Source organism: Pseudonocardia hierapolitana, from assembly GCF_007994075.1.
Lineage (GTDB): Bacteria > Actinomycetota > Actinomycetes > Mycobacteriales > Pseudonocardiaceae > Pseudonocardia > Pseudonocardia hierapolitana.
This window is the reverse complement of record NZ_VIWU01000001.1, coordinates 8109729-8133967: the sequence shown is the minus strand read 5'-3', so window position 1 is coordinate 8133967 and position 24239 is coordinate 8109729. Positions and strand designations below refer to the sequence as shown.

The following is a 24239-nucleotide window of genomic DNA, read 5'->3' as shown; positions in this document are numbered from 1 at the left end:
CCGGCGAGAGATCGATCACACGGCGCTGCCTCGGGCGGGCACGAGCTCGTTCCAGCCGCGCTGTGCCCCGCGGGCCAGGTGTGCCTCGAACGCGGTGGCGCCGAGCGCGGCACGCAGCCGGTCGCCGATGCGGCCGACGTCACCGCGTTCGGCCGGCGGGAGCGGCGCCCCGACGCCGTCCCGCAGCGCCCCGGCCGCGCCGAGCAGCTCGGCCGCGTGTTCCGGCCGGTTTCCGGCCTGCGCGCCGGCGAGTCCTTCGAGGGCCAGCGCGATCGCGCGCGGGTCGCCGACCCGCTGCGCCGCGGCCAGGCCGTCCAGGTGGGTTTCCAGTGCCGCGGCGGGGTCACCGCGCTGCTCCGCGAGGAAGCCGAGCTCCGCGAGCACCAGCGCGAGACCCGGCTCGCCGTCCACCGTCCGCAGCCAGTCGACCCAGCGACGCAGGTGGCGCTCGGCGTCGTCGAGCCGGCCCGCCCGACGGGCGGAGAGCGCGAGCCCGACCTCGGCGAACTCCTCCGCCACCGGGTGCCCTCCGCGCGCTGCCAGCTGCCGGGCGCGCTCGTGCCGGTCGTCGGCCTCGCCCAGGTTCCCGGTCAGCAGCGCGATGCGGCCCAGACCGGAGAGCCGCATCGACGCTTCGTCGTGCAGCCGCAGCTCCTCGGCCATTCGCAGGCCCTCCCGGTGCAGCCGCGCGGCCTGCTCGTAGTCGCCCGAGATCTCGGCGAGCTCGGCCAGGGTGGTGGTGGCCCGCAGCCGTCCCCACCGGTCGCCGAGCTCCTGGAAGAGCTGGTCGCTGCGCTCCGAGTCCCGGGCGGCGGCGTCGAGCGCCCCACCGGCGCGGGCGACGGTGGCCCGGACCGCGAGCGCGGCCGCGGTGCCCCACCGGTCGCCCACCGCCCCGGCCTGCTCCACCACGTCGTCGACCAGCCGTGCCGTCGTGGCGAGCTCACCGCGACCCCGGTGGGCGAACGCGAGGAACCAGCGGGCCCGCGCGCGAATGCCGGCGTCGGCCAGCTCGTCGGCGGCCGCGAGCGCCGCCGGGAGTACGTCGACGCCTGCCCCGCTCAGCATCGCGAACCCGGCCTGCCAGACGGCCACCCGCGCGCGTGCGTCGCCGCGACCGTCCGCCGCGACGTCCAGTGCGAGCGCGCAGCACCGCAGGGCCTCGCTCCAGCGCCCGAGCAGGGACCAGTGCCAGCCGAGCGCGTCGACCAGCCGCAGCGCGGCCCCGGCCGCCCCCGTGGTCACGGCCGTGTCCAGGGCGGCGCGCAGGTCCGCCGATGCGCTCTCCAGGCCGCGCAGCCAACGCCCCTGCTCGGGGCCGCGGAGCCGGGTGGCCGCCTCCTCCGCCAGTGCGAGGTGGTGCTCCAGGTGGCGTTGCCGGGTGGCCGCCACCTCGCCCGCCTCCGCCAGCCGGTCGAGCCCGTAGTCCCGCACGGACTCCAGCAGCCGGTAGCGCGTCGGCTCTCCCGCGCCGCCGGGGAGCGCCGAGACCAGGGACCGGTCGACCAGGCCTGCGAGGACGTCCACCGCGTCCCGGCCGACGTCGGGGCCTGCGAGCGCGAGGACCTCCTCCAGGCGCGAGGCGCCGGCCTGTACCGCGAGCCGGCGCAGCACGCGGCGTCCGGCTCGTCGAGCAGGCCCCAGCTCCAGTCGATCGTGGCGCGCAGCGTCCGCTGGCGGGCAGGCGCGCTGCGGGGACCGGTGCCGAGCAGCCCGAACCGGTCGGTGTGCGCGAGCGGGCCGACAGCGTCGAGCCGGTCGGCGAGCTCGTGCACCCCGAACACCCGCACCCGGGGGGCCGCCAGCTCCAGCGCGAGCGGCAAGCCGTCGAGCCTACGGCAGATGCGGGCCACCGCCGCTGCGGTCGCGTCGTCGAGCACGAAGTCGGGCGTCGCGGCCGCGGCGCGCGCGGCGAACAGCTGCACGGCACCGGCCGCCCGCTGCAGCGCGGGCGACGCGTCCGGCGCGGGCAGCGCGAGCGGCGGGACCGGCCACAGCGCCTCGCCCGCCACGCGGAGCGGCTCGCGGCTGGTCGCGAGCACCCGCAGCCCCGGCGCGGCCGCCAGCAGCGCCTCCACCAGGTCCGCGACCGCGCCGGCCAGGTGCTCGCAGTTGTCGAGGACGAGCAGCGTGCGCCGCGTCCGCAGGGCATCGGCGACCCGTTCGGCCGGGTCCACCGCGGACCGCGGGTCGTCACGCAGACCGAGGGCGGTGGCGACGGTGGTGGCGACGGCGACGGAGGAAGCGAACCCGTCGACCCGTGCGTCGAGTGCGGCCAGCTCGACCAGCCACGGGCCGTCACCGTCCGGCTCGCGCAGCCCGGCGGCCACCTCGAGGGCGAGCCGGGTCTTGCCGACCCCGCCCGGCCCGGTCAGCGTCACCAGTCGCGCGCCGGCCACGCGGGCCCGCACGGCCGTCACCGCATCCTCCCGTCCGACGACCGCGGTGAGCGGCTCGGGCAGGTTCGAGCGGGGTAGCGCGTCCACCTCCGGGGCGGGTTCCTCGGCCGGGTCGTGGCGCAGGATCGCCTCGTGCAGCGCGACGAGCTCGCGGCCGGGCGCGAGCCCCAGCTCGTCGGCCAGCAGCCTGCGGAAGTCGTGGAAGCCCGCGAGGGCCTCGGTCTGGCGCCCGGACCGGTGCAGGGCCCGCAGGTGGGCGGCCCGCAGCCGCTCCCGCAGCGGATGGCGGGCGACGAGCTCGCCCAGCTCGGCGGCCAGCGCGCCGTGCTCGCCGAGCGCGAGCCGGGCCTCGGCGCGTGACTCGAGCGCCTCGAGCCGCTCCTCCTCCCAGCGGGCCGCCGCGGACCTGGCGAACTCCTCGTCGGCGAAGTCGGCGAGCGCGGGGCCCCGCCACAGCGCGAGGGCGTCGGCCAGCAGCCCGGCGCGCTCGCGGGGGCCTGCGGCCGCAGCGGCCTGCGCGGTGAGCCGCCGGAACCGCGTGACGTCGAGCGCCTCGTCCCGGACCTGCAGCACGTACCCGGGCGGCTGGAAGACCACGAGGTCCCGGCCGCCGCCCGCGGCGAGCGCCCGCCGCAGCTGCGACACCCGGGTCTGCAGGGCCCCGTGCGGGTCCCGCGGCATCCGCTCGGCCCACAGGTCGTCGATCAGCCGGTCCACGCCGACGGGGCGCCCGGCGTGCACGAGCAGGTCTGCGAGCAGCGCACGCACCTTGAGCTCCGGGATGCGGACCGGCTCCCCGTCCGCGGTCCACACCGCGAGCGAGCCGAGCACCCCGAAACGCACGTGCGGAGCGTAAGCCGACCTGCAGCGGATCCGGAGCGGACCTGGAGCGCGGCGCGGCACCGTCGGTGGCGTCCCGGTCCGAACCCGAGAGGAACCCAGAATGACCAGCGCGAACGTCCCGGAGACCACCCGGGAGATCCACCTCGCCGCCCGCCCGGTCGGCGTGCCGCGGCTCGACGACCTCGCGATCACCGAGGCGAAGCTGCCCGAGCTCGCCGACGGCCAGATCCTGGTCCGCAACACCTGGATGTCGGTCGACCCCTACATGCGGGGCCGCATGGACGACGTCCCCTCGCCGGTGCTCCCGCCGTTCGCGATCGGCGAGCCCCTCGACGGCTCGGCGGTCGGGGAGGTCGTCGCGTCCCGGTCGGCCGCGATCGCGGTCGGCGCCACCGTCTCGCACTTCCTCGGGTGGCGCGAGCACGCGGTGCTCGACGGGTCGGCGGCCGAGGTCGTCGACACCGCGATCGCGCGCGCCCGGGCCTACCTCGGGCCGCTCGGCCCCACCGGTCTCACCGCCTACGCCGCCGTCACCGACGTCGCGGCGGTGCGCCCGGGGGACGTCGTGTTCGTCTCCAGCGCAGCGGGTGCCGTCGGCAGCGTCGCGGGCCAGCTCGCCCGCAAGGCCGGCGCCGCCCGGGTCATCGGGTCGGCGGGCGGGCCCGAGAAGGCCGCCGCGCTCCTCGACGTCTTCGGGTTCGACGCGGCGATCGACCACCGCGCGGGCCCCGTGGGGGAGCAGCTGGCGCGGGTCGCGCCGGACGGCATCGACGTCTACGTCGACAACGTGGGCGGGGAACACCTCGCCGCAGCCCTCGACGCGCTGCACGTCGGCGGCCGGGTCGCGCTCGTCGGGGCGATCAGCGGCTACAACGCGGTGCAACCGCCGCCCGGCCCATCGAACCTCCTGCAGGCCGTGCTGAAGCAGATCACGCTGCGCGGGATGCAGGTCGGCGCCTACCTCCCCCAGATGGGGCGGTACACCGCCCGCGCGGCGGGCTGGCTCGCCGACGGCAGCCTCCGCACCCGGGAGACCGTGTACGAGGGCCTGGAGCAGGCACCCGAGGCGCTGCTGGGCGTGCTCACCGGGGCAGGCGTCGGGAAGGTCCTCGTCCGGCTGGGTGGCTGAGCGTCCGGACGTCTTGCGGGCGCCACCCGCGCGAGCGATGATCAGCGACACCGACCGGATGCACGTGGTCGCACAGCGTCAGGTTTTCGGGCCGTGGGGCGGCCCGAGGAGGGAGGCGTGATGTCGGCTGCGTACGAAGGTGACGGCGGGGGCGATTACGGCTACGACCTCGCACACGAGGTCAGCAGCGCCCTGGAGGGCATCCCGCGCCCGCGCGGCGCCTCACCGATCTCCCTGGCGGGTGCGTCCGCGTCATTCACGCTCGACCTGCACGGCGACCTCGGCTACGACTCGGCGCACGAGGGCGGCAGCTGAGCGATCCTCAGCCGCGCCTCACGCGTTCGACCGGGCGCGACCCTCGGCTGCCAGCCGGTAGCGCAGCTGCTGCTCGCCGGCCTCCTCGTACTCCTGCGGCGTGAGGTAGAGGGTGCGCGTCCCGTCGCTGATGCGGACGATGTCGCCCCGCTCGCCCTCGGGTGCGGGATGTCCGAGCGGGTTCTGCAGCAGCCGGGTCACCTCGAGCTCGGGGCCGGTCATGGCCGGCCCACGACTGTGGGCCGCCTGTGCGGTGACGTGTCGGTGAACAGCACATGACCATTCTGCCCTGGCGGGGCAAACGAGAGGTGGCTCCTCCAGGTACGCCGTACGCCGATGGGCCCCCGGTGCGTCCCGAGTTCACTCGATCCGGCTAACGTCGATCTGCGCCCGCTCGATAGCCGGATGCGCTCCGCTCGCCGAGCGACTTCGGCGGAGGGGGAGCGGGTGATCGTGACCGGTGCGGTGCGCCGGCCGAGGGGGAAGAGGACGTGAGGGACGAAGTGTCTGTTTCCGGCTATGACGTCTTGATCGTCGGTGGCGGTCCGGCCGGCTGCATCCTGGCCAACCGCTTGACCGCCGATCCGTCGGTGCGGGTGCTGCTGCTGGAGGCCGGGGGCCCCGACCACTGGTGGGACCTGCGGATCCAGCTGCCGCTGGCGATGGGCTTCCCGGTCGGTCACCGCAACTTCGACTGGCGTTACGAGTCCGAGCCCGAGCCGGGCCTCGGCTCGCGGCGGCTGCACCACCCGCGGGGGAAGGTCCTCGGTGGCTCGAGCAGCATCAACGGGATGATCTACGAGCGCGGCCACCGGGCGAGCTACGACCGGTGGGCCGCGGAGGCCGGTTCGGAGGCGTGGGACTACACCCACTGCGAGCCGTACTTCCGGCGGCTGGAGGGCTGCGTGGGCGAACCGCGCGGCACCGGCCGGGGCCGCAGCGGCCCGCAGTCGCTGCACCGCGGCCCGGCGGAGGGCCCGATCTTCGACGCGTTCTTCGAGGCGGCGCAGCAGGCCGGCTACAAGGTCGTCCCCGACGTCAACGACGACGCGCAGGAGGGTTTCTCCCCACTGGACCAGGCGGTCCGGGGTGGGAAGCGCGCGTCGGCCGCGGTCGCGTACCTGCACCCGGTGGAGAGCAGGCCGAACCTCGAGATCCGCACCCACGCGACGGTCAGCAAGGTCCTCTTCGAGGGCACGCGGGCGGTGGGCGTCCGGTACCGGGACAAGAACGGCGAGACGCACGACGTCCGGGCCTCCGAGACGATCCTGTCGGCCGGCGCGATCGGCACGCCGCAGATCCTGCAGCTGTCCGGGGTGGGCGACGGCGAGCACCTGCGCGGGCTGGGCATCCCCGTGGTGCACCACCTGCCCGGTGTGGGCGAGTCGTTGCAGGAGCACCTCGCCGTGCACGTCCAGCACAAGTGCATCCAGCCGGTGTCGATGTCCGACATCCGCAACAAGGCCAAGTGGCCGGGCGTCGTGCTCGACGCACTGGTGTTCGGAAAGGGCCCGGGCACCCGCAACCCGATGCAGGCGGGCGGTTTCGTCCGCAGCGACTTCGCCGAGGGCGGCGAGCCCGACCTCATGTTCCTGCTCGCGCCGCTCGCCATGAACAGCTCCGACGAGTCGGTCGAGGTCACCGCGCACGGCTACCAGATGCACGTCGGCGTGATGCGGTCGGAGGCGCGCGGTTCGGTCAAGATCGCCTCGCCGATCCCGGCCGTGCACCCGAAGATCGTCGCGAACTTCCTGTCCGACCCCAAGGACAAGGACCGGTGGATCAACGCCGTCCAGCGGGCCCGTCACCTGCTCGCGCAGCCGGCGTTCCAGCACCTCGACGGCGGTGAGACGCTCCCGGGACCGCACGTGCGCACCGGCGAGGAGATCATGGCCTGGGTGCGGCGGGTCGGTCGCGTCGGCTACCACCCCGCCTGCACCGCTGCGATGGGGCGGGGCGAGCTCGCGGTGGTCGACCCCGACACCATGCGGGTGCACGGTGTCGACGGGCTGCGCGTGGTCGACGCGTCGGTGATGCCGTCGCTGACCAACGCCAACACGCTCGCGCCCACGATGATGATCGCCGAGAAGGCGGCCGACATCATCATCGGCAACGCGCCGCTCCCGCCGAGGGTGCCGAGCCGCCCGCGGCTCGTGGCGCCCCCGGAAGAGCGGGTCGTTGCGCCGGCTCCGGCGCCTGCGCAGGCGTCGCCCTCGGGGGCCTCGCTCTTCGCCGACTCCTGGTGAAGTGGTTCCGACCGGAAGTCCAGCACGTATCTCGACGGCCCAGCTTCCCGCTGGGCGCACCGGCGAACCGGCCGAGTACGCCCGGTACGAGGCCGGCCCGCCGGCACACCCAGCGGAAACCTGGATCCGCCGATCTACGCACCGGACTTCCGGTCGAAACCACTACCGTAAGCGCTTCCGTTCTTGACACTTGCTGCAATGGTTTGCAGGCTGTGCTCAGCCGGCGAACGGGAGCAGCATGGCGGTCACGATCCACGAGGTGGCGAAGGGTGCCGACGTCTCGGTGTCCACCGTGTCCCGGGCGTTCACGATGCCCGACATGGTGAACGCCGCGACGCGGCGGAAGGTCCTGCAGGTGGCCGAGGAGCTCGGCTACCAGCCGAACCGTGCGGCGCGCGGCCTCGTCACCGGCAAGACCGGCAACATCGGCGTGGTCGTGCCCGACGTCGCCAACCCGTTCTTCTCGGCCATGCTCAAGGGCTGCACCGCGCGGGCCCGTGAGGTGCGGCACGTGGTGTTCCTCGCCGACGCCGCCGAGGACCCGCGCGTCGAGGCCGAGGTCGTCGGGGCGATGGCCAAGCAGGTCGACGGCGTCGTGCTCTGCTCGCCGCGCATGCAGCCCACGCAGCTGGAGCGGCTGGTCGGCTCCACCCCGCTGGTGCTGGTCAACCGCGACGAGGCGGGCCTGCCCGCCGTGCTCATGGACTCGGGCGACGGGGCGCGCCAGGCCCTCGAACACCTCGCCGCGCTCGGCCACCGGCGCATCGCGCACCTGGCCGGGCCCCCGGCGTCGTGGGCGGGGGAGCAGCGGTTGCAGGGCCTGCGGGCCGCGGCGCCCGCCTGCGACGTCGAGACCGTCGAGCTCGGCCCGTTCCCGCCCACGTTCCAGGGCGGGGTGCAGGCCGCCGACCTCGCGCTCGCCCGCGGCGTCACCGCGATCCTGGCCTTCAACGACCTGATGGCGGTGGGCGTGCTCAACCGGCTCGCCGCCCGCGGCGTCGCGGTGCCGGCGGACATCAGCGTGGTCGGGTACGACGACATCGAGATGTCGTCGATGACCACCGTGCCGCTCACCACCGTGCGCATGCCGATGGAGGCGGGCGGCCGCGCCGCCGTCGACCTGCTGCTCGACGGGCTGGACGCGGGGATCGAGCCGGAGGCCACGCATCGCTGGCTGCCCACCCAGCTGATCGTGCGGTCCACCACGGCGCCGCCCAGGCAGGACTCCGGTTCGGCTCGGGTGCTGGCGGGCCGGTGATGGCACCTCGCACGGATCGGCTCGGCTTCTCCGCGCTCGCGGACCTGCCCGCCGCGCAGCGTCCGCTCGTGGACCCGCGCGCACTCGGGGTCGGCATCGCGCACCTGGGCATCGGAGCCTTCCACCGCGCCCACCAGGCGGTCTTCACCGAGGAGGCGATCGCTGCCGCGGGCGGCGACTGGGGGATCTGCGGGGTCACCCAGCGCAGCCGCGGTGTCCTCGAGCAGCTGCAGCCCCAGGACGGCCTCTACTCCGTGCTCGTCCGCGGGGAGGACACCTCGCTGCGCGTGGCGGGCGCCGTGCGCGACCTGCTGTTCGTGGCGGAGGAGGGGGAGCGGCTGCAGGCGCTGCTGGCCGCACCTACCACCCGGCTGGTCACCCTCACCGTCACCGAGAAGGGCTACCGGCACGACCCGGCCACCGGCAGGCTGCGCCGCACCGACCCCGACGTGGCCGCCGACCTCGCGGGCGACGGGCCGCCCCGCACGGTCGTGGGGCAGCTGGTGCGCGGCCTGCAGGCCCGCCGTGCCGCCGACGCGGGCCCGATCACGCTGCTGTCGTGCGACAACCTGCCGGCCAACGGCGAGGTGCTGCGCGGGCTCGTCACGGACTTCTGCGCTGCTCTCCCCGACGGCGAGTCCCTCGCGACGTGGATCGCCGAGTCGGTGTCGTTCCCGTCGTCGATGGTCGACCGGATCGTCCCGGCCACCACCGACGACGACCGCGCCGAGGCAGCCAAGCTGCTCGGGTTCTCCGACCGGGGCGTCGTCGTCACGGAGCCGTTCCGGCAGTGGGTGGTGGAGGACCACTTCGCCGCGGGCCGCCCGGCCTGGGAGCACGCCGGCGCCGTGCTCACCGCCGACGTCGCGCCGTACGAGGCGATGAAGCTGCGGTTGCTCAACGGCAGCCACTCCACCCTGGCCTACCTCGGTGCGCTGGCCGGGCACGCGCACGTCGCCGACGCCATGGCCGACCCGGGCATCGCCGGCGTCGTCGCGCACCTCATGGCCGAGGACGTCGAGCCCACCCTGGCCGTCCCCGACGGGTACGACGTGGCCGCCTACCAGCGGGAGCTCATCGAGCGCTTCCACAACCCCGCGCTGCGCCACCGCACCGTCCAGATCGCGATGGACGGCACGCAGAAGCTCCCGCAGCGGCTGCTCGGCACGATCGCCGACCGGCTCGCCGCGGGAGCCGAGCCCCGCTTCGCCTGCCTCGGCGTCGCGGCATGGATGCGTTACGTCTGGACGGCGCGGGCGGAGGACGGCGCCCCCCTCCCGGTGGACGACCCACTGGCCGAGCGGCTGCGGGAGCTCACCGCCGACGCGGCCACCCCCCAGGCGGCGGTCGACGCGCTCCTGTCGCTGGAGGAGGTCTTCGGTGCGGAGCTCCCGGCGAACGACAGGTTCTGCGACCTGGTGACCGACGCGCTGGAGGCCCTCACGAAGGGCGGCGTCGCCGCGGCCACCCAGATCTGAACACACGGGGACACCGCAGGCCCGCGGTGGTGTTCACCTGGCTCATGCCGTCTGTCTTCCCCCGACCCGGGCGCAGGCGGGAGTCCACCGGACCGGCCCCCACTAGGGCGAACGCTCCATGGGCCGATCGGCCGCTCCCGAATTGGCCCTGCCCAACGCCGCGCTTCAGTGGTGCAATTGCACAAGGCGAGGGGCAGGGGGCGCCATGAACGCGGTACGGAGCCGGTGCAGCAGGAGACGGGTCCGGCCGGTCGGCCCGGCCACCTCACGAAGTACCGCACTCGCGCCGACCTGAGCTCGGCCGGCAGGACGTCATCTTCCGCGGACGCCCCGCTCGTGCTCCGCACGGGCCGGGCCCGCTGCACGGCGAGATCCAGGACACCGGCTCGGGGGTACCGAGGGGGGCACGGCCATGACGCGGTCCAGGGCGGAGCGGCGCGCGTCGCCCCTGCACAGGGCACACGCCCGCACGAGACGGGCCGGGGGTGCGCGCGGGCCGGCGACGGCCGTCCCCCTGCGCACCCCGGCGGACGAACTCCCGCTGACGCGGCTGCTCTCCATCGCCCGGCTGACCCCCGCACAGGCCGTCGCGCTGGGCGCGGACCTCCTCGCCGCCTTCGAGACCCGCAACCCCGCTCCCCCGCTGCACCCCGAGGCGGTCCGCGTCGGACGGGACGGCAGGGCCCGCCTCCTCGACGCCCCGGGCCGGCCGGCCACGGACGGCACCGACCTCGAGGCCACCGCGGCCGTCCTGGACCAGCTCGGGGTCGCGACCGCGCGTCCGGTCCCCGCGCTCGAGCGCGCGGCGGCCGCGGCCCGGTCGCCGGACGGGCGCCTCGCGGTCGTCGCGGCGATCCTGCGGGAGGCCGACGCGACCGGCGGCGCGCAGGCACGGGCCGAGCTCGGCAGGGCGGTCGCGGTGATCGCCGGCGACGGGTCGGGTGCGACCCACGCGCCCGCGGCGCGCACGTCCGCACCGCGCCGGAGGCGCCCACCTCGCACACCCCGGACCGTCGCCCGGGCCGCCGTGGCCCGCAGCTGGAAGTGGGTCCTGTCGGTGGTGGTGCTGGTCGCGGTCGTCGGCGTCGAGATCGCCTTCCTCCGCGACGACATCAGCCGCGACATCACCGCGGTGCTGGAGGCCGGCCGGGCCGAGGTGATGGCCACGGACTCGCCGACGGCACTGCCCCCGGTCGTCCCGCCGGCCCCGGCGGCGGCGGGGACGATCGACGCGGTCGACCTGCGGGCGGTGCAGCCGTGCGCCCCCGGCACCGAGTGCGCCTTCCGCGTGCAGGTGCGGGTGCAGCCGCAGGCGCACCCGCAGACGATCACCTGGAGCCTCCGCGTCCTCGACCGCTGCACCGGTGAGGTCGTCGCCGCGCCGGGTGGCACCGCCACCGTGCCGGCGCACGGCGACCGGCTCGACGCGGTGGTCACCGTGGCGCTTCCGGAGGCGTCCGCGCTGGCCGTCACGGCCGTCACCGACCGGCCGTCCACCGCGGCCAGCGGCGCCGTGCCCGTGCCCGAGAACGGTGCGTGCACGGCCTGAAACGGAGGGGACGACGCATGCTCATCGTGGAGCACGGCGAGCACCCCGCGCCGGACGAGCCGACCGGGCGGGCGCCGCTGCGGCCGAAGGACCGGCGGGGTGTCGCGTTCGACCTCGTCGCCGTCCTCGCCGCGCTCGTGCTCGTCGGGCTGGGCCTCGCCAACCTCTACGCCGTCGACGGCCTCGACCATGCCGCGCGCCAGGCGACGATCGCGGCGGTCGGGGTCGTGCTGCTGGTGGCGCTGTGGCGGTTCCGCATGCGGCTGCTGATGGCCCTGGGGTGGCTCACCTACGCCGCCGCCGTGCTCCTGCTCGCCGCGGTCCACGTCGGCGGGGTGACCTTCAACGGCGCGAAGCGGTGGATCTCGGTCGGCGACCTCACGTTCCAGCCGTCGGAGCTCGCCAAGCTCGGGCTGCTGCTCGTGCTGGCCGCGGCCCTCGGCTCGGACCGGCCGGCGTGGCAGCGGTCGGCGGCCGCGGTCGTGCTCGCCGCCGTCCCGCTCACCCTGACGGCGCTGCAGCCGGACCTCAGCACCACGCTGCTGATGCTCGCGCTCACGGTCGCGATGCTGGTCATCGGCCGCGTGCCGGCCCGCTTCCTGCTCCCCCTGTTCGGGACCGCGGCCATCGCCGCTCCGCTCGCCGTCGCCCTCCTGCGGCCCTACCAGGTCGAGCGGCTCGGCAGCTTCCTCGTCGGCGCCGAGGAGTCCCCGACCGGAGCCGGGTGGGCGGTGCTCCAGGCGCACATCGCGATGGGCTGGGGCTCGCTCTTCGGACGCGCCGACCACCCGCTGACCGGCCTGCTCGCCCAGTACCTGCCCGAGAAGGAGACCGATCTCGCGCTGGCCAGCCTCGTCGAGCAGTTCGGGCTGGTCGCGGGGGCGAGCGCGATCGCAGCGGCCGTCGTCCTGGTCTGGCGGCTCGCGCTGGCCAGCCGCGCGCCGCGGCCGTCGGGTGGTGTGCTCGTGGCAGGCGGGCTCGCGGTGCTGATCGGTGTCGAGGTCCTCGTGTCGGTCGGGGGCAACCTCGGCCTGCTCCCGCTCGCCGGGGTGCCGTTCCCGCTGGTCAGCTACGGAGGCACCGCCCTGCTGGTGCACCTCGCCGCGATCGGCGTCGCCCTCGGCGTCCGCCGCGACGGGGCCCGGACGCGGCTGCTGATCGTCTCCCGGTGGCGGGCGCGCCGTCCCCGGCTCGTCCGGGCCATCGCCGTGGGGCTGACCGCGCTGCTCGTGCTGTTCGGGCAGTACGCCCGGGAGCTGCAGACCGCCCGTGGCGAGGCGCTGGCCGCGGCCGGGGAGCAGCAGATGACGCGCTGCATCCGCATCCCGGCCGAGCGCGGGGCGATCACCGACCGGCACGGCGCCCCGCTCGCCGTGAGCGCGACGGCCACGGGTGCCGGCACCTACGAGGTCGTCGCCGTGCCGGCCGTCGTCCGGTCCCAGCCCGGTGACGTCGCTCGGCTCGCGGAGCTCGTCGGGCGACCCGCCGACGCCGTGCGCACCGCCCTCGACGACGCGGCCCCGACCACGCTCTCGCTGGTCATCGCCGAGGTGCCCGGCCCGGCGGCGGACGCCGTCACGGCCGCCGGGCTCCCCGGCGTGCTGGTCGTGCCGACGGCCCGGCGCGTCTACCCGACCGGTGCCCTGCTCGGTCCTGTGCTGGGATTCGTCGGCATCGCCACGCCGGAGGAGGAGCAGCGGTGGCCGGACCTGCCGTCCGGCGAGTTCGTCGGGCGGGCCGGCCTGGAGCTGCAGTACGACGCGGTGCTGCGGGGCGTGAACGGCCGCCAGTGCGTGTACGTCGACCCCGAGGGCGTGCCGGTGACGATGGGCGAGCGGGTGGAGCCGGTCCCCGGCGCCGCGCTGCGGACGTCGCTCGACCTCGGCCTGCAGCAGCGGCTCAGGGGCAGCCTCGACGCGGCGCTCCGGGCCCAGCCCCGGCGCGCGGCCACCGCCGCCGCGGTGGCGATGGACGCCCGCAACGGGCAGGTCCTCGCGATGGTGAGCCTCCCGTCGTACGACGACAACCTCTACGGTCCGCCCGTCGACGTCCCCGCGCTGCAGGCCGTGAGCAGCGCCCCCGGGCACCCGATGCTGGAGGGCGTGACGCAGGCGGCGCTGCCACCCGGCTCGACGTTCAAGCTGGTGGTGGCCACGGCGGGCGTCCTCCACCCGGTCTTCCCGCCGGGCCGGGCGATCCCGACCGGCGGGAGCTTCACCCTCGGCGGGCACACGTTCGGCAACTGGCGGGTGATGGGCCCGATGGACCTCGTCGAGTCGATCGCGTGGTCGAACGACGTCTACTTCTACAAGCTCGCGCACGCCCTCGGCCCGGCCCCGATGATCGAGGCCGCGCGGGCGCTCGGGGTGGGCGCGCCGACCGGGATCGACCTGCCCGGCGAGTCCGCCGGCTACCTCGGCACGCCGGAGACCGTCGAGGCGTCCGGGCGCCGCTGGTACGGCGGCTCGACGGTGATCCTCGGCATCGGGCAGGGCTACCTGCTGACCACGCCCCTGCAGAACGCCCGCTGGACCGCCGGGATCGCCACCGGGCAGCTGGTCACGCCGCGGCTTGGGCTGGCCGCTGGCACCGACGCGAGCGGCCACACGGCGCTGCCCGCCCCGGCGCCGGCTCCGCTGCCGTTCGCCGACCGGCTCGGCCCGGTCCGCGACGGCATGCGCGCCGCGGTGACGAGCGGCACCGCGGCGCGGCTGGCGGGTCTGCCGTTCCCGGTCGCGGCGAAGACGGGCACGGCCCAGGACGGCAGCCTGCCCGAGGGCACCTACGACAACTGGCTGTCTGCGGTCGCGCCGGCGGACGACCCGGGCATCGTGGTCACCGCCGTCGTGCAGGGCCCGGGCACGGGCGGCAACAACGTCAAGGGCGTGGTGGCCGACGCGCTGCAGCACTATGCCGACCACCGCGCGGAGCTGCTCGCGACCGGCCCGGCGCAGTAGCCGCCCGGACGAGCGCTACCTCCAGCCGTAGGCCTCGATCACCCCCGGGCTGCACAGGCTCAGGGCGGCGCCCTCGGCGACGCACGTGAGCGGGTTCTCGGCCACCTTCACGGGGAAGCCGAACGCCTCCTCGAGCCGCTGGTCGAAGTTCCGGGTCAGGGCCGCGCCGCCGAACGCCACCACCCCGTCGGCCAGGATGTCGCTCGCGGCGTCGGGTGGCAGGTCGTGCAGGGCGGCCGCCAGCGTCTGGATGATCGACTCCGTGATCGGCCGGACGACCTCGGCGATCTCCTCGACCGGGATCGTCGCGAGCCGCGCGTGCCCCGTCCCGGCGTCCAGGCCCGGCACCGGCAGGCTGGGCGCGGTCTCGATGCCGATCCGAATCTTGATCTCCTCAGCGGTCCGCTCTCCCACCACGAGCTGGTGCTCCGTGCGGAGGTGCCGGAAGACCGCGACCGTCATCTCGTCGCCGGCCACCCGGCAGGACCGGGAGGTGAGCACCCCGCCGTAGCAGAACGCCATGGCCTCCGCCGTGCCGCCGCCGACGTCGACGACCATGTGCGCGCGCCGGTCCATCGGGTCGATGCCGCACGCCAGCGCTCCGGCGATCGGCTCGTCGATCGCCGCGGCCCGGCGCATCCCGGCCTCGTCGGCCGCCGCGAGCAGCGCCCGCCGCTCCAGCGTCGTGGCCCCGGACGGCACCCCGATCGCCACTCTCCCCTGCGCGCGCTGCCAGGGGTTCGACACCGCCCGGCGGACCACGGCCCGCAGGTAGGACCGGGCCGTCTCGAGGTCGGTGATGACCCCGTCCTGCAGCGGCCGCATGGCCTGGAGGCCTGCGGGCACCCGCCCCAGCAGCTCGGCGGCCTCCCGCCCGACCGCGACGATGCCCCCGTGCCGCCCGCCGGTGCGGCGCCGCAGCAGCACGGACGGCTCGTCGAACACGACCTCTCGCACGGAGTCGTAGACGACGGTGTTGGCAGTTCCGAGATCGATCCCGATGTCCGACACGTCGTCCCCCTCATCGACGTCGGTGTGGTGGAGACTCGGCACCGGTGCCAGCGATGTTAAGCCGGGGTATCCGCGGCGACGGCCATCTGACGACTTCGCAAACCTGAACGGCCTTCGCAAGGCCGGCCCGGGGTGTGTGAAGTGGTGGCTACGCCGGGACGGCCAGGCCTGCCGCCGCGAGCAGCGCGGCGCGGTCGGGGCCGGGCAGGGGGTAGCGCGGGGCGCCCCCTCCGGCTGCCAGCACTCGCTCCACCGCGCCCTCGCGGTTGAAGACCTCGGGCGGGAGGGCGAGCATGCCGGCGATCTCCAGCTGCATCCGCAGCACGACCGGGTCCTTCCTCGTCCCCGCCGACATCGCCTTCGCCAGCGCCCAGCGGTCGTCGGGGGCGGCGGGGGCGCCGGTCCGGTCGCCTTCGATGTCGGCGAGCCGGGAGCGGGAGGTGCCGACGGTGGCCCGGTACCAGGGCTCGACGGCCGTCGCGGTGTCCTCCGCCCACTGCATCGCCACCTCCTGCGGATCGGCGCCGTCGACGGAGCGGAGCAGCTCCCGCAGCCGCAGCGCGTGCAGGAGCCCGATGGACGCCCCGCGCCCCAGCGACGGGTTGGTGAACGCCGCCGCGTCGCCGACCGCGAGCAGCCCGGTGACGACCGGCCGGCCGTCCACCACGAGGCGGCGCAGGCGATCCCCCGGACCGCCGAAGGCGTCGACGCCGGTGATCGGTTCCGCGTCGATCCAGTGCGCGGCCAGCGGGTAGGAGCGCATGACGGCCGTCCACCGCTCGAGCTCGCGCAGCGCGCGCAGCTGCTTGTCGCGGGCGCTCCCGACGATCGTGACCGACCAGGTGCCGTTGTCCGCTGGGAGCGTCAGGATCGTCACGGAGTCGTACCACTGCTGCACGGGGCCGCGCAGCTCCGGCATCGGACCTGAGCCCTTGAAGTGCCGGCAGTAGTAGACGAATCCGCCGTCCTCCTGCTCCTCGGCGGGGGCGGCAGCGCCCAGGTCGGCGAGCAGCGCCCGCAGCGTTGAGCGCCGCCCGCTCGCGTCGACGACGAGGTCGGCCCGCAGCTCCTCCCCGTCGGCGGTCACCACGCCCGTGACGTGCGGGACGCCGGACCGCGCGGGGTGCCCGGCCAGCAGTGTGCGCACCGTGCTGCCGCGCCGGACCGCCACGCCCGCCTGCGCGGCCGCCGCCCGGGCCACCACGGCCTCCAGCACCGGCCGGCGCGCCGTGAGCGTCGCGTAGCGGTCATCGTCGTCGCGGATCCCGCCGCTGACCGCGGCCGGCAGCGCCGCGAGCACGTCGTAGCGCAGCGCCCCCGCCGCGACGAGCGCGTCGGCGACGTCGGGCAGCTCGGCCTCCAGCAGGTGGCGGAACCGCGCCTGCATGTAGTGCGGGAGCCGGAACTGGCCACACCCGCGCCGCTGCCAGACCTCCCACGCCACGTCCGGGTCGGGCACCTCGGCCGGGTCGCGCTCGAGCACCGTGACCCGGTGGCCGTCCCTCCCCAGGAGAACCGCCGCGAACAGCCCGTTGAGCCCACCGCCGACGACGAGGACGTGCCGAGCACCGGACATGGCGCACCTCCCGGGGACGACGCTCTGGTTACCGCCCGGGAGCAGGACGACCGGGCGGTCGCCCGTGATACGTCGCTCGGAGAGGCGATGTTCGACGACGCCCCGACTTCACACACCCAGGCCGGGCTTCACACAGGGCCGGCCTTGTGTGAAGCCCACCTACGGCGTGTGAAGTCGTCAGGCCGGGCGGAAGCGGGACCGGAGCCGCTCGGCGGTGGGGCCGAAGTTGCTCAGGTCCCTCCAGATCCAGCGCACGACGCCGAGGTCCTCGTCGCGCAGCGCGTCTTCCCGCAGCTTATCCTCGACCAGTACCTCGCCGACGTCCTGGCCGGGGCGCAGCGTCCGCCCGTACTTCACCAGGCCGTCGAATTCGCCGACCGTCCGCTGCTTCGGCCATGCCATGTCCACGCGGCCGATGAACGCGCCGGTGGCCGCCGCGTGCACCTCCCACTGCAGGACGGGCGGTGGCAGGCCCGCCGCCGCGATCGCCACCCGGCTTCGCGACTCACCGACGCTCTCGCTGAGCCCCGTCGCGAAGTCGAGCATGCGGCGAGCCGCCCGGGTGCCCGGCCGGCGCGGCTCGTGGTCGAGCACCGCCAGGACGTCCGCCTTCTCGAGGCGATCGGGGCGTTTGTGGAACATCGCGGCATCGGCGAACACCACGGCTTGCTCGAAGGGCAGCATCCGCCCGAGGTCGGCGACCGTCCGCGCGAGCGAGGTGACCGGGACCCCGCCGATCATGACGGTCTCGAGCGGATCGAGCGTCGCGCTGTGGACGTGCACCAGAGCACCGCAGCGGCCGCCGGTGGGACGGCGCCGGGTGACGTGGACGCGGTCGAGCCGCACGCCCCAGATCCGCAGACCGTGCAGGACGGCCGCGGAGACGTGACTGACCACGGCGTCGCTCGCCAGCTCGCCCATCGCAGCCCTGACCTGCAGGATGTGCCGGGCGAGTGCGTCGTCCGGCAGATCGCCCCGCACGTAGCTGCCGCGACGGACGGGTGTCAACCGGCCGGTCCGCACGAACCCGCGCAGCTCGTCCCCTGAGAACCCCGCGGCGACCCACTGCGCCCGAAACGTGAGATCCACGTCCCGAGCATGACGAGCGCGCCCGCCCGGCGGGCCAGTTCGAAAAGATCCGGACGACTTCACACACCTACGGCGGGCTTCACACAGGGCCGGCCCTGTGTGAAGCCCGCTCGGGGTCTGTGAAGTCGTGCTGGGTCAGGCCTCGCGGGGGGCGTAGGCCTCCCGGGGGATCGTCGTGCTCAGGTCCACCGCCGTCTCGATCGCCTCGTCCACGCTCAGCTGGCCGTTCGCCACCAGCTGGGCCAGGTAGCCGCTGTCCACCCGGCGGGCCAGGTCGTGCCGCGCCGGGATGGAGGCGAAGGCCCTCGTGTCGTCGACGAAGCCCGCGGTGTTGTAGAAGCCAGCGGTCTCGGTGACGGCCTCGCGGAAGCGCCGCATGGCGTGCGGGCTGTCCAGGAACCACCACGGGACGCCCAGACGCATCGACGGGTAGACGCCCGCGAGCGGCGCGAGCTCGCGGGAGTAGGTGGTCTCGTCGATCGTGAACACCACGCAGCGGAAGCCGGGGTCGGTGCCGAAGGCGGCCAGCACCGGGCGCAGGCCGCGGGCGAAGTCGACGGGCAGCGGGATGTCGAAGCCCTTGTCGAGGCCGAACCGGTCGTGGACGTCCGGGTGGTGGTTGCGCAGGACGCCCGGGTGGATCTGCATGACGAGGCCGTCGTCGCGGCTCATCCGCGCCATCTCGAACAGCATGTGCGCGGCGAACGCGTCGGCGGCGGCCTGGTCCACCGACCCGGCGAGGGCGGCGGCGTAGATCCGCTCCGCGTCGGCGCGGTCGAGCGGGGTGGTGTCGGCGGTGGTGTGGCCGTGGTCGGTGGCGAGCGCCCCGAGCCGCTTGAAGTGCTCGCGACGCTGCTGCAGGGCGGCGAGGTAGCCGGCGTAGGTACCGACGGCGGTGCCTGCGACCTCCCCGAGCTCCTCGACGTCCTGCTTCCACGTGGGCCGGTGCAGGTGCACGAGCGCGTCGGGGCGGAAGGTCGGCACGACGCGCCCGTCCCAGTCGCTCTCGGCGATGGTGGCGTGCGCGTCGAGGCGGCTCGCCGGGGCGTCGGTGGTGGCGAGGATCTCCAGCTTGAAGCGGTCGAACAGCGCACGGGGCCGGAACTCGGGGCGCGCGATGCACGACGCGATCTGGTCGTAGATCGCGTCGGCCGTCTCCGCGGACGGCTGCACGTTCACCCCGAACACGTCGTGCAGCTCCTGCTCCAGCCAGAACCGCGACGGTGTCCCGCGGAACAGGTGCCATCCGGCGCAGAACCGGCGCCAGATCGCCCGCCCGTCGGTCTCGACGGGGCCGCCGTCGCGGCGGGGAACCCCGAGCTCCTCCAGGCGGACGCCCTGGGAGACGAGCATCCGGGTGACGTAGTGGTCGGGCACGACGAGCAGCTGCGCCGGGTCTCCGAACGGCTCGTCGTCGGCGAGCACGGACGCCTCGACGTGGCCGTGCATGCTGATCAGGGGCAGGTCGCGGACGGCGGCGAAGATCTCGCGCGCGATCGCCCGCACCCCCGGGTCGGTGGGCAGGATCCGGTCGTCGTCGAGCACCAGCGGTCGAGCAGCCATGTCAGAGCTCCAGGATGTCGTCGGCCCGGACCGGCAGGCCGGTCTCGAAGGAACGGTTGGCGGCCAGGCCGGTGAGCAGCGACAGCGCGCCGTCGCGGTGGGTGGACGCCCGGCCGAGCGGGTCCTCGACGACCTTGCCACCGAAGATGTCGGCGAGCATCCGCTCGTCGCCGCCGCCGTGGCCGCCGCTGGTGTCGGGGAGGTCCAGGTCCTCGGGCTTCTCCCAGTGCTTGCGCAGCGTGAGCCGCGCGCCGTGGTCCGGCTCGGGCCGCACCTCGGTGCCGGGCCTGCCGTGCACGGCCTCACCCGCGACCTTCCCGGCGGTGCCGGGGTCGACGAACGAGTTCTCCATGACGTCGAGCTCGAGGCGGCCTGCGCTGCCGTTGAACCCGACCCGGTAGCCCTCCCACGGCGAGTAGGCCGTGAGGTGGTAGCTCATGGTGGCACCGCTGCGGTAACGCACGGCGACGGCCATGTCGTCCTCGATCGTGATGCCGGGACCGAAGACGTTCTGGTCGCGGTGGTAGCCGTCCTCGTGCTCGGCGTCGAGGTAGAGCGCGGTCATCTTCTCGTTGCCGGCCAGGTGCAGGGCGAACGGGTCGTCGGCGGCCTCGGGGGCGCCGTGGGCACGCGGGTACGGCCGGGCGAGCCCGCGCCTGCGCCCGTTCTCGTCGCCGTAGAAGAACAGGCGGCCGAGCCCGTAGACGACGTCGGGGGAGGACGCGATCCACCAGTTGACCAGGTCGAAGTGGTGGGTGGCCTTGTGCACCATGAGCCCGCCGGAGTTGGCCTTGTCGCGGTGCCAGCGGCGGAAGTAGTCGGCGCCGTGGCGGGTGTCGAGCAGCCACTCGAAGTGCACGGATCCGACATCGCCGATGGCGCCGGAGGCGATCACCTCGCGCACCCGCGTGTGCAGGGGGTTGTAGCGGTAGTTGAAGGTGACGGTGATCTTGCCGCCGGTCTCGGCCTGGGCGTCGAGGATCCGCTTGCACCGCTCCGCGTCGGTGGTCATCGGCTTCTCGGTGATCACGTCGCGGCCTGCGCGCAGCGCGGCGACGATGTACTGGTCGTGGGTGCGGTCGATCGACGTGACGATCACGGTGTCGACCCGCTCGGCATCGAGCATCCGGCCGAAGTCCTGCGCCTTGTACGTCGGGACGGCCGGCAGGCCGGCATCGACCACGGTGCGGTTGTGCACGTCCATGCGGGTCTGGTTGACGTCACAGAACGCGACGAGCTGCGCCGTGTCGGCGTGCGCGCCGGTGAGCGCGTCGACGAACATCTGGGCGCGGCCGCCGAGGCCGACGATCGCGTAGCGGGGGCGCGGCGAGTTCGCGGCGCTGAAGGACATGCACACTCCCGGTGCTGGGGCCGACTGCAAAGGCTTGCAGCAGGGCGGTTCGGCTGAGCGGGCAGCTCACGGCGTTGTGGGGCACCGCTGCCGAAGCGGCGGCGGACCAATGATGCAAACGGCTGAAAAAAACCGCAAGACGTTGTTGACGTCACGCCGTCGCTCTGAACTAATTGCCCACGAGCCAGGCCCTGTGCTCGCCGCCACAGAGGGTGGCCGATCCGGGCCAGTGTGATCGAAGGAGCTCCCCATGGCCATCCTCGGCAGGCGCGGGTCCGCCCGGTCCCTGCGCACCGTACTGGCGGGCGCTGCCGCGCTCACCGTCCTCGCCACCGCCGCGTGCGGTGGCGGCGGGTCGCGCGCGAGCGACCAGGAGGCGGGCGGACCGCCGGAGCGCGAGCAGCCGGTGCAGCTCGAGGTCACCTGGTGGGGCGGCCCGGCGCGGGCCGAGCTCACGCAGAAGGTGCTCGACCTCTACACGCAGAAGCACCCGAACGTCACCTTCACCACGCAGTGGCAGGGCTACTCCGGCTACTACGACAAGGTCAACACGACCGCCGCGGGCCGCAACGCCGCCGACATCATCCAGATCGACAACCGCGTGCTGCGCGAGTACTCGAGCAAGGGCCTGCTCGCCGAGCTCGACCCGTGGGTGGGCAACACGCTGCAGGTCGACGGCATCGACGAGAAGCTGCTGGGCACCGGCAGGGTCGACGGAAAGCTCTACGCCGTGCCGCTCGCGGCCAACACGCAGGCGCTGCACTACGACAAGACGGTGCTGGAGCGGATCGGCATGCTCCCGCCGGAGAACGGCTGGGCCACCTGGGAGGAGTTCGGTACCTGGGCCGCCCAGGTCACCACGGCCACCGGGAACGCGCCGTGGGCCATGCGCGACGAGAGCGCCAACATCAGCCTGTTCGAGTACTGGCTGCGCCAGAACGGCAAGGAGCTCTACGACGGTCAGAAGCCCGGGTTCACCGCCGAGGACGTCACCGCTTGGTTCGAGCTGTGGGACGGGCTCCGGAAGTCCGGCGCCGCCTCGCCGCAGGAGGTCGCGCAGCCGGCCAACGCCGGTGACATCTCCAAGAACACCGTCGTCACCAAGAACACCGCGCTCACCTTCAGCTACGACAACCAGCTCACCGAGGTCGACAAGTCGACCGACCACGAGGTCGGTCTCGTGCCGATCCCGGGCCCGCGCAGCGGTGCGTACGCCCGCCCGTCGCAGTTCTTCACCGCCTACACCGGCGGTGACAACATCGCCACGGCCGTCGACGTCATCAACTTCTTCGTCAGCGACCCGGAGGCGGGCGCGATCCTCGGCACCGAGCGCGGCCTGCCGCCCAACAAGCAGGTGCGCGACGTGGTCTCCCCGAACTTCGACGACCAGCTGAAGTACGTCCTCGACTACGACGAGAAGGTCGTCGCCGAGGCCGGCCCCACCCCGCCGGTGCCCGCCCAGGGCGATTCGCAGCTCGGCCGTCTCCTGCAGGCCTCCGCGGAGAACGTCGGCTTCGGCCGCCAGTCGCCCGCCGACGGCGCCGCGGAGTTCGTCACGCAGGCCGCCGGCGAGCTCGAGCGCGCCGCGAGCTGACGGGAGCACGTTCGATGGTGGACACGGCAGTACGGCCGACCCCCGCCGCCGGCCCGCGGCACACGGCATCCCGCGGCCGGCCCGGACGCCGGAAGGAGGCGATCGCAGGCTACGTCTTCCTCAGCCCGTGGTTGCTCGGCCTCCTCGGCATCACGCTGCTGCCGATGCTCTATTCGCTCTACCTGAGCTTCACCGACTACGACCTGCTGCAGGACCCGGAGTGGGTGGGCCTGGAGAACTACGAGCGGATGTTCACGGGTGACCCCCAGTTCTGGAACTCGGTGGGCGCCACCCTGCTGTTCGCGGTCACGTCGGTGCCGCTCAAGCTCGCCGTCGCCCTCGGCGTCGCACTGCTGCTCTACCGCAACCGGCGCGGCGTCGGGCTGTACCGCTCGCTGTACTACGTGCCGTCGCTGCTGGGCGGCAGCGTCGCCATCGCGATCGTGTGGCAGACGCTGTTCGGCGGCCAGGGAGCGATCAACGGGGTGCTGGCGGTCTTCGGCATCCCGGGCCGGGCATGGATCGCCGACCCGTCCTTCGCCCTGGGCACGCTCGTGATCCTCGCGGCCTGGCAGTTCGGCGCCCCGATGGTGATCTTCCTCGCCGGGCTCAAGCAGATCCCGACGGAGATGTTCGAGGCCGCCGCGCTCGACGGTGCCGGGCGGCTCAAGCAGTTCTTGCACGTCACGCTGCCGCTGCTGTCGCCGGTGCTGTTCTTCAACGTGGTGCTGGAGACGATCGCCGGGTTCCAGGGCTTCACCGCGGCGTTCGTGATCAGCGGTGGCACCGGCGGCCCGGCCGACTCCACGCTGCTCTACACGGTGTACCTGTACCTGCGCGGGTTCGGGGACTTCCAGATGGGCTACGCGTCGGCGATGGCGTGGGTGTTCCTCATCGCCCTCGGCATCATCACCGCGTTCGTCTTCCGCAGCGGCTCGCTCTGGGTCCACTACGCCGACGATGGGGACCGCTGATGGCCACCACCACCGCAGTCGCACCGGTCGGCGTCTCACCGGCCGCACCCGGTCCGGCCGGGCAGAAGGGCCGCTGGTACGAGGGCGCCACCGCGCACGTCGTGCTGATCGCGATCCTCCTCGTGGCGCTCTACCCGATCGCCTACATGATCGGCACGTCGTTCAAGGCGCCGCAGGAGATCCTCAACAACGTCAACGTGCTCCCGCGCGAGTTCAGCCCGCAGAACTACCCCGAGGGCTGGACCGGGATCCCGGGCGTCACGTTCGGGACGTTCTTCCTGAACAGCGCCATGGTCGCGGCCGGTGTGGTCATCGGCAACGTGGTGTCCTGCTCGCTGGCCGCGTTCGCGTTCGCCCGGCTCAAGTTCCCGCTGCGCGGCTTCTGGTTCGCGATCATGATCGGCACGCTGCTGCTGCCGCACCACGTGCTGATCGTGCCGCAGTACGTGCTGTTCAACAGCCTGGAGTGGATCAACACCCCGCTGCCGCTGATCGTGCCGAAGTTCCTCGCCACCGAGGCGTTCTTCGTGTTCCTCATGGTGCAGTTCATGCGGGGCATCCCGCGCAGCCTCGATGAGGCGGCCGAGATCGACGGCTGCGGACCCTACCGGCGCTTCTTCTTCGTGGTGCTGCCGCTCACGAAGCCTGCGCTCGTCACCACCGCGGTGTTCTCGTTCATCTGGACCTGGAACGACTTCTTCACCCAGCTCGTCTACCTCAACGACCTCGACGCCTACACCGTGCCGATCGGCCTCCGGCTGTTCCTCGACTCGAGCGGGCAGGCGGCCATCGCGCCGATGTTCGCGATGTCGGTGCTCTCGCTGGTGCCGGTGTTCCTGTTCTTCCTGGTGTTCCAGCGGCTCATCGTCGACGGGATCAACACGAGCGGCATCAAGGGATGACAGCT

The 24239-nt window shown here is 74.0% G+C and carries 17 protein-coding genes and 2 pseudogenes; 10 read left to right on the top strand and 9 right to left on the bottom strand.

Translation table 11 applies throughout. The features are described from left to right. Positions 1–15 precede the first annotated feature (15 nt). The 3 genes and pseudogenes from FHX44_RS44425 to FHX44_RS44415 form a co-directional block, all read right to left on the bottom strand. Positions 16–1392, bottom strand: coding sequence for a hypothetical protein (locus FHX44_RS44425; RefSeq protein WP_484291899.1), 1377 nt, complete (start codon positions 1390–1392; stop codon positions 16–18). 75 nt (positions 1393–1467) lie between these two features. Next, a pseudogene (locus tag FHX44_RS44420) lies at positions 1468–1614 on the bottom strand (winged helix-turn-helix domain-containing protein); the annotation flags it as partial. A gap of 467 nt (positions 1615–2081) precedes the next feature. Continuing rightward, positions 2082–3080, bottom strand: a pseudogene (locus tag FHX44_RS44415) (AfsR/SARP family transcriptional regulator); the annotation flags it as partial. Positions 3081–3342: 262 nt separating this feature from the next. Here FHX44_RS44415 and FHX44_RS38275 point away from each other — a divergent pair. Then, entirely contained in the window at positions 3343–4371 is a 1029-nt protein-coding gene (locus tag FHX44_RS38275) for an NADP-dependent oxidoreductase (RefSeq protein ID WP_147260221.1), read from the top strand. 120 nt (positions 4372–4491) lie between these two features. Continuing rightward, a complete protein-coding gene (locus FHX44_RS38270; RefSeq protein WP_147260220.1) occupies positions 4492–4686 on the top strand; it encodes a hypothetical protein in 195 nt (64 codons plus the stop codon). Between the two features lie 18 nt (positions 4687–4704). On the opposite strand, the gene FHX44_RS38265 is transcribed toward FHX44_RS38270, so the two are convergent. Continuing rightward, positions 4705–4908 (bottom strand): hypothetical protein, encoded by a 204-nt coding sequence (locus FHX44_RS38265; RefSeq protein WP_147260219.1) that lies wholly within the window; start codon positions 4906–4908, stop codon positions 4705–4707. Positions 4909–5189: 281 nt separating this feature from the next. Between FHX44_RS38265 and FHX44_RS38260 the strand changes: the two genes are divergently transcribed. The 5 genes from FHX44_RS38260 to FHX44_RS38240 all read left to right on the top strand — a co-directional run bounded on the left by FHX44_RS38260 (position 5190) and on the right by FHX44_RS38240 (position 14174). Next, positions 5190–6932 (top strand): choline dehydrogenase, encoded by a 1743-nt coding sequence (locus tag FHX44_RS38260; RefSeq protein WP_147261808.1) that lies wholly within the window; start codon positions 5190–5192, stop codon positions 6930–6932. A gap of 238 nt (positions 6933–7170) precedes the next feature. Then, positions 7171–8190, top strand: a complete 1020-nt coding sequence (locus FHX44_RS38255; protein ID WP_147260218.1) for a LacI family DNA-binding transcriptional regulator — start codon at positions 7171–7173, stop codon at positions 8188–8190. Further along, positions 8190–9668, top strand: a complete 1479-nt coding sequence (locus FHX44_RS38250; protein WP_147260217.1) for a mannitol dehydrogenase family protein — start codon at positions 8190–8192, stop codon at positions 9666–9668. Before FHX44_RS38255 ends, FHX44_RS38250 begins: the two co-directional genes overlap by 1 nt. A gap of 412 nt (positions 9669–10080) precedes the next feature. Next, positions 10081–11217 carry a hypothetical protein gene (locus FHX44_RS38245; RefSeq protein ID WP_147260216.1) on the top strand — a complete coding sequence of 379 codons (1137 nt, stop codon included), beginning with the start codon at positions 10081–10083 and terminating at the stop codon, positions 11215–11217. Between the two features lie 17 nt (positions 11218–11234). Continuing rightward, the gene (locus FHX44_RS38240) at positions 11235–14174 is read left to right on the top strand and encodes an FtsW/RodA/SpoVE family cell cycle protein (RefSeq protein WP_147260215.1); all 2940 of its coding nucleotides are present in this window, start codon (positions 11235–11237) and stop codon (positions 14172–14174) included. A 15-nt stretch (positions 14175–14189) separates the two neighbouring features. Here the strand turns inward: FHX44_RS38240 and mreB are convergent, their stop codons facing one another. From mreB to FHX44_RS38215, 5 genes are all read right to left on the bottom strand, one after another. Next, positions 14190–15227, bottom strand: a complete 1038-nt coding sequence (gene mreB / locus FHX44_RS38235; RefSeq protein ID WP_212612839.1) for a rod shape-determining protein — start codon at positions 15225–15227, stop codon at positions 14190–14192. 106 nt (positions 15228–15333) lie between these two features. Continuing rightward, positions 15334–16761, bottom strand: a complete 1428-nt coding sequence (locus FHX44_RS38230; RefSeq protein ID WP_147260214.1) for an FAD-dependent oxidoreductase — start codon at positions 16759–16761, stop codon at positions 15334–15336. 177 nt (positions 16762–16938) lie between these two features. Further along, a complete protein-coding gene (locus tag FHX44_RS38225) occupies positions 16939–17850 on the bottom strand; it encodes a type IV toxin-antitoxin system AbiEi family antitoxin domain-containing protein (protein ID WP_147260213.1) in 912 nt (303 codons plus the stop codon). A 135-nt stretch (positions 17851–17985) separates the two neighbouring features. Beyond that, positions 17986–19413 carry a glucuronate isomerase gene (gene uxaC, locus FHX44_RS38220; RefSeq protein WP_147260212.1) on the bottom strand — a complete coding sequence of 476 codons (1428 nt, stop codon included), beginning with the start codon at positions 19411–19413 and terminating at the stop codon, positions 17986–17988. 1 nt (position 19414) lies between these two features. Beyond that, the gene (locus FHX44_RS38215) at positions 19415–20764 is read right to left on the bottom strand and encodes a Gfo/Idh/MocA family oxidoreductase (protein ID WP_147260211.1); all 1350 of its coding nucleotides are present in this window, start codon (positions 20762–20764) and stop codon (positions 19415–19417) included. A 250-nt stretch (positions 20765–21014) separates the two neighbouring features. Here FHX44_RS38215 and FHX44_RS38210 point away from each other — a divergent pair, with 250 nt between their 5' ends. From FHX44_RS38210 to FHX44_RS38200, 3 genes are read left to right on the top strand one after another with little or no spacing between them, the layout of a single operon-like run. Next, complete coding sequence (locus FHX44_RS38210) at positions 21015–22358, top strand: ABC transporter substrate-binding protein (RefSeq protein ID WP_147260210.1); 1344 nt, start codon at positions 21015–21017, stop codon at positions 22356–22358. A gap of 14 nt (positions 22359–22372) precedes the next feature. Then, positions 22373–23332 carry a carbohydrate ABC transporter permease gene (locus FHX44_RS38205; protein ID WP_147260209.1) on the top strand — a complete coding sequence of 320 codons (960 nt, stop codon included), beginning with the start codon at positions 22373–22375 and terminating at the stop codon, positions 23330–23332. Continuing rightward, positions 23332–24234: a carbohydrate ABC transporter permease gene (locus FHX44_RS38200; RefSeq protein ID WP_147260208.1), complete on the top strand. Its 903-nt coding sequence runs from the start codon at positions 23332–23334 to the stop codon at positions 24232–24234. Before FHX44_RS38205 ends, FHX44_RS38200 begins: the two co-directional genes overlap by 1 nt. The last annotated feature ends 5 nt before the right edge of the window (positions 24235–24239 follow it).

Coding starts and splice junctions, on each gene's coding strand:
- FHX44_RS38275 (WP_147260221.1), top strand. CDS start 3,343: ATGACCAGCGCGAACGTCCCGGAGACCACCCGGGAGATCCACCTCGCC.
- FHX44_RS38270 (WP_147260220.1), top strand. CDS start 4,492: ATGTCGGCTGCGTACGAAGGTGACGGCGGGGGCGATTACGGCTACGAC.
- FHX44_RS38265 (WP_147260219.1), bottom strand. CDS start 4,908: ATGACCGGCCCCGAGCTCGAGGTGACCCGGCTGCTGCAGAACCCGCTC.
- FHX44_RS38255 (WP_147260218.1), top strand. CDS start 7,171: ATGGCGGTCACGATCCACGAGGTGGCGAAGGGTGCCGACGTCTCGGTG.
- FHX44_RS38250 (WP_147260217.1), top strand. CDS start 8,190: ATGGCACCTCGCACGGATCGGCTCGGCTTCTCCGCGCTCGCGGACCTG.
- FHX44_RS38245 (WP_147260216.1), top strand. CDS start 10,081: ATGACGCGGTCCAGGGCGGAGCGGCGCGCGTCGCCCCTGCACAGGGCA.
- FHX44_RS38240 (WP_147260215.1), top strand. CDS start 11,235: ATGCTCATCGTGGAGCACGGCGAGCACCCCGCGCCGGACGAGCCGACC.
- FHX44_RS38230 (WP_147260214.1), bottom strand. CDS start 16,761: ATGTCCGGTGCTCGGCACGTCCTCGTCGTCGGCGGTGGGCTCAACGGG.
- uxaC (WP_147260212.1), bottom strand. CDS start 19,413: ATGGCTGCTCGACCGCTGGTGCTCGACGACGACCGGATCCTGCCCACC.
- FHX44_RS38215 (WP_147260211.1), bottom strand. CDS start 20,764: ATGTCCTTCAGCGCCGCGAACTCGCCGCGCCCCCGCTACGCGATCGTC.
- FHX44_RS38210 (WP_147260210.1), top strand. CDS start 21,015: ATGGCCATCCTCGGCAGGCGCGGGTCCGCCCGGTCCCTGCGCACCGTA.
- FHX44_RS38205 (WP_147260209.1), top strand. CDS start 22,373: ATGGTGGACACGGCAGTACGGCCGACCCCCGCCGCCGGCCCGCGGCAC.
- FHX44_RS38200 (WP_147260208.1), top strand. CDS start 23,332: ATGGCCACCACCACCGCAGTCGCACCGGTCGGCGTCTCACCGGCCGCA.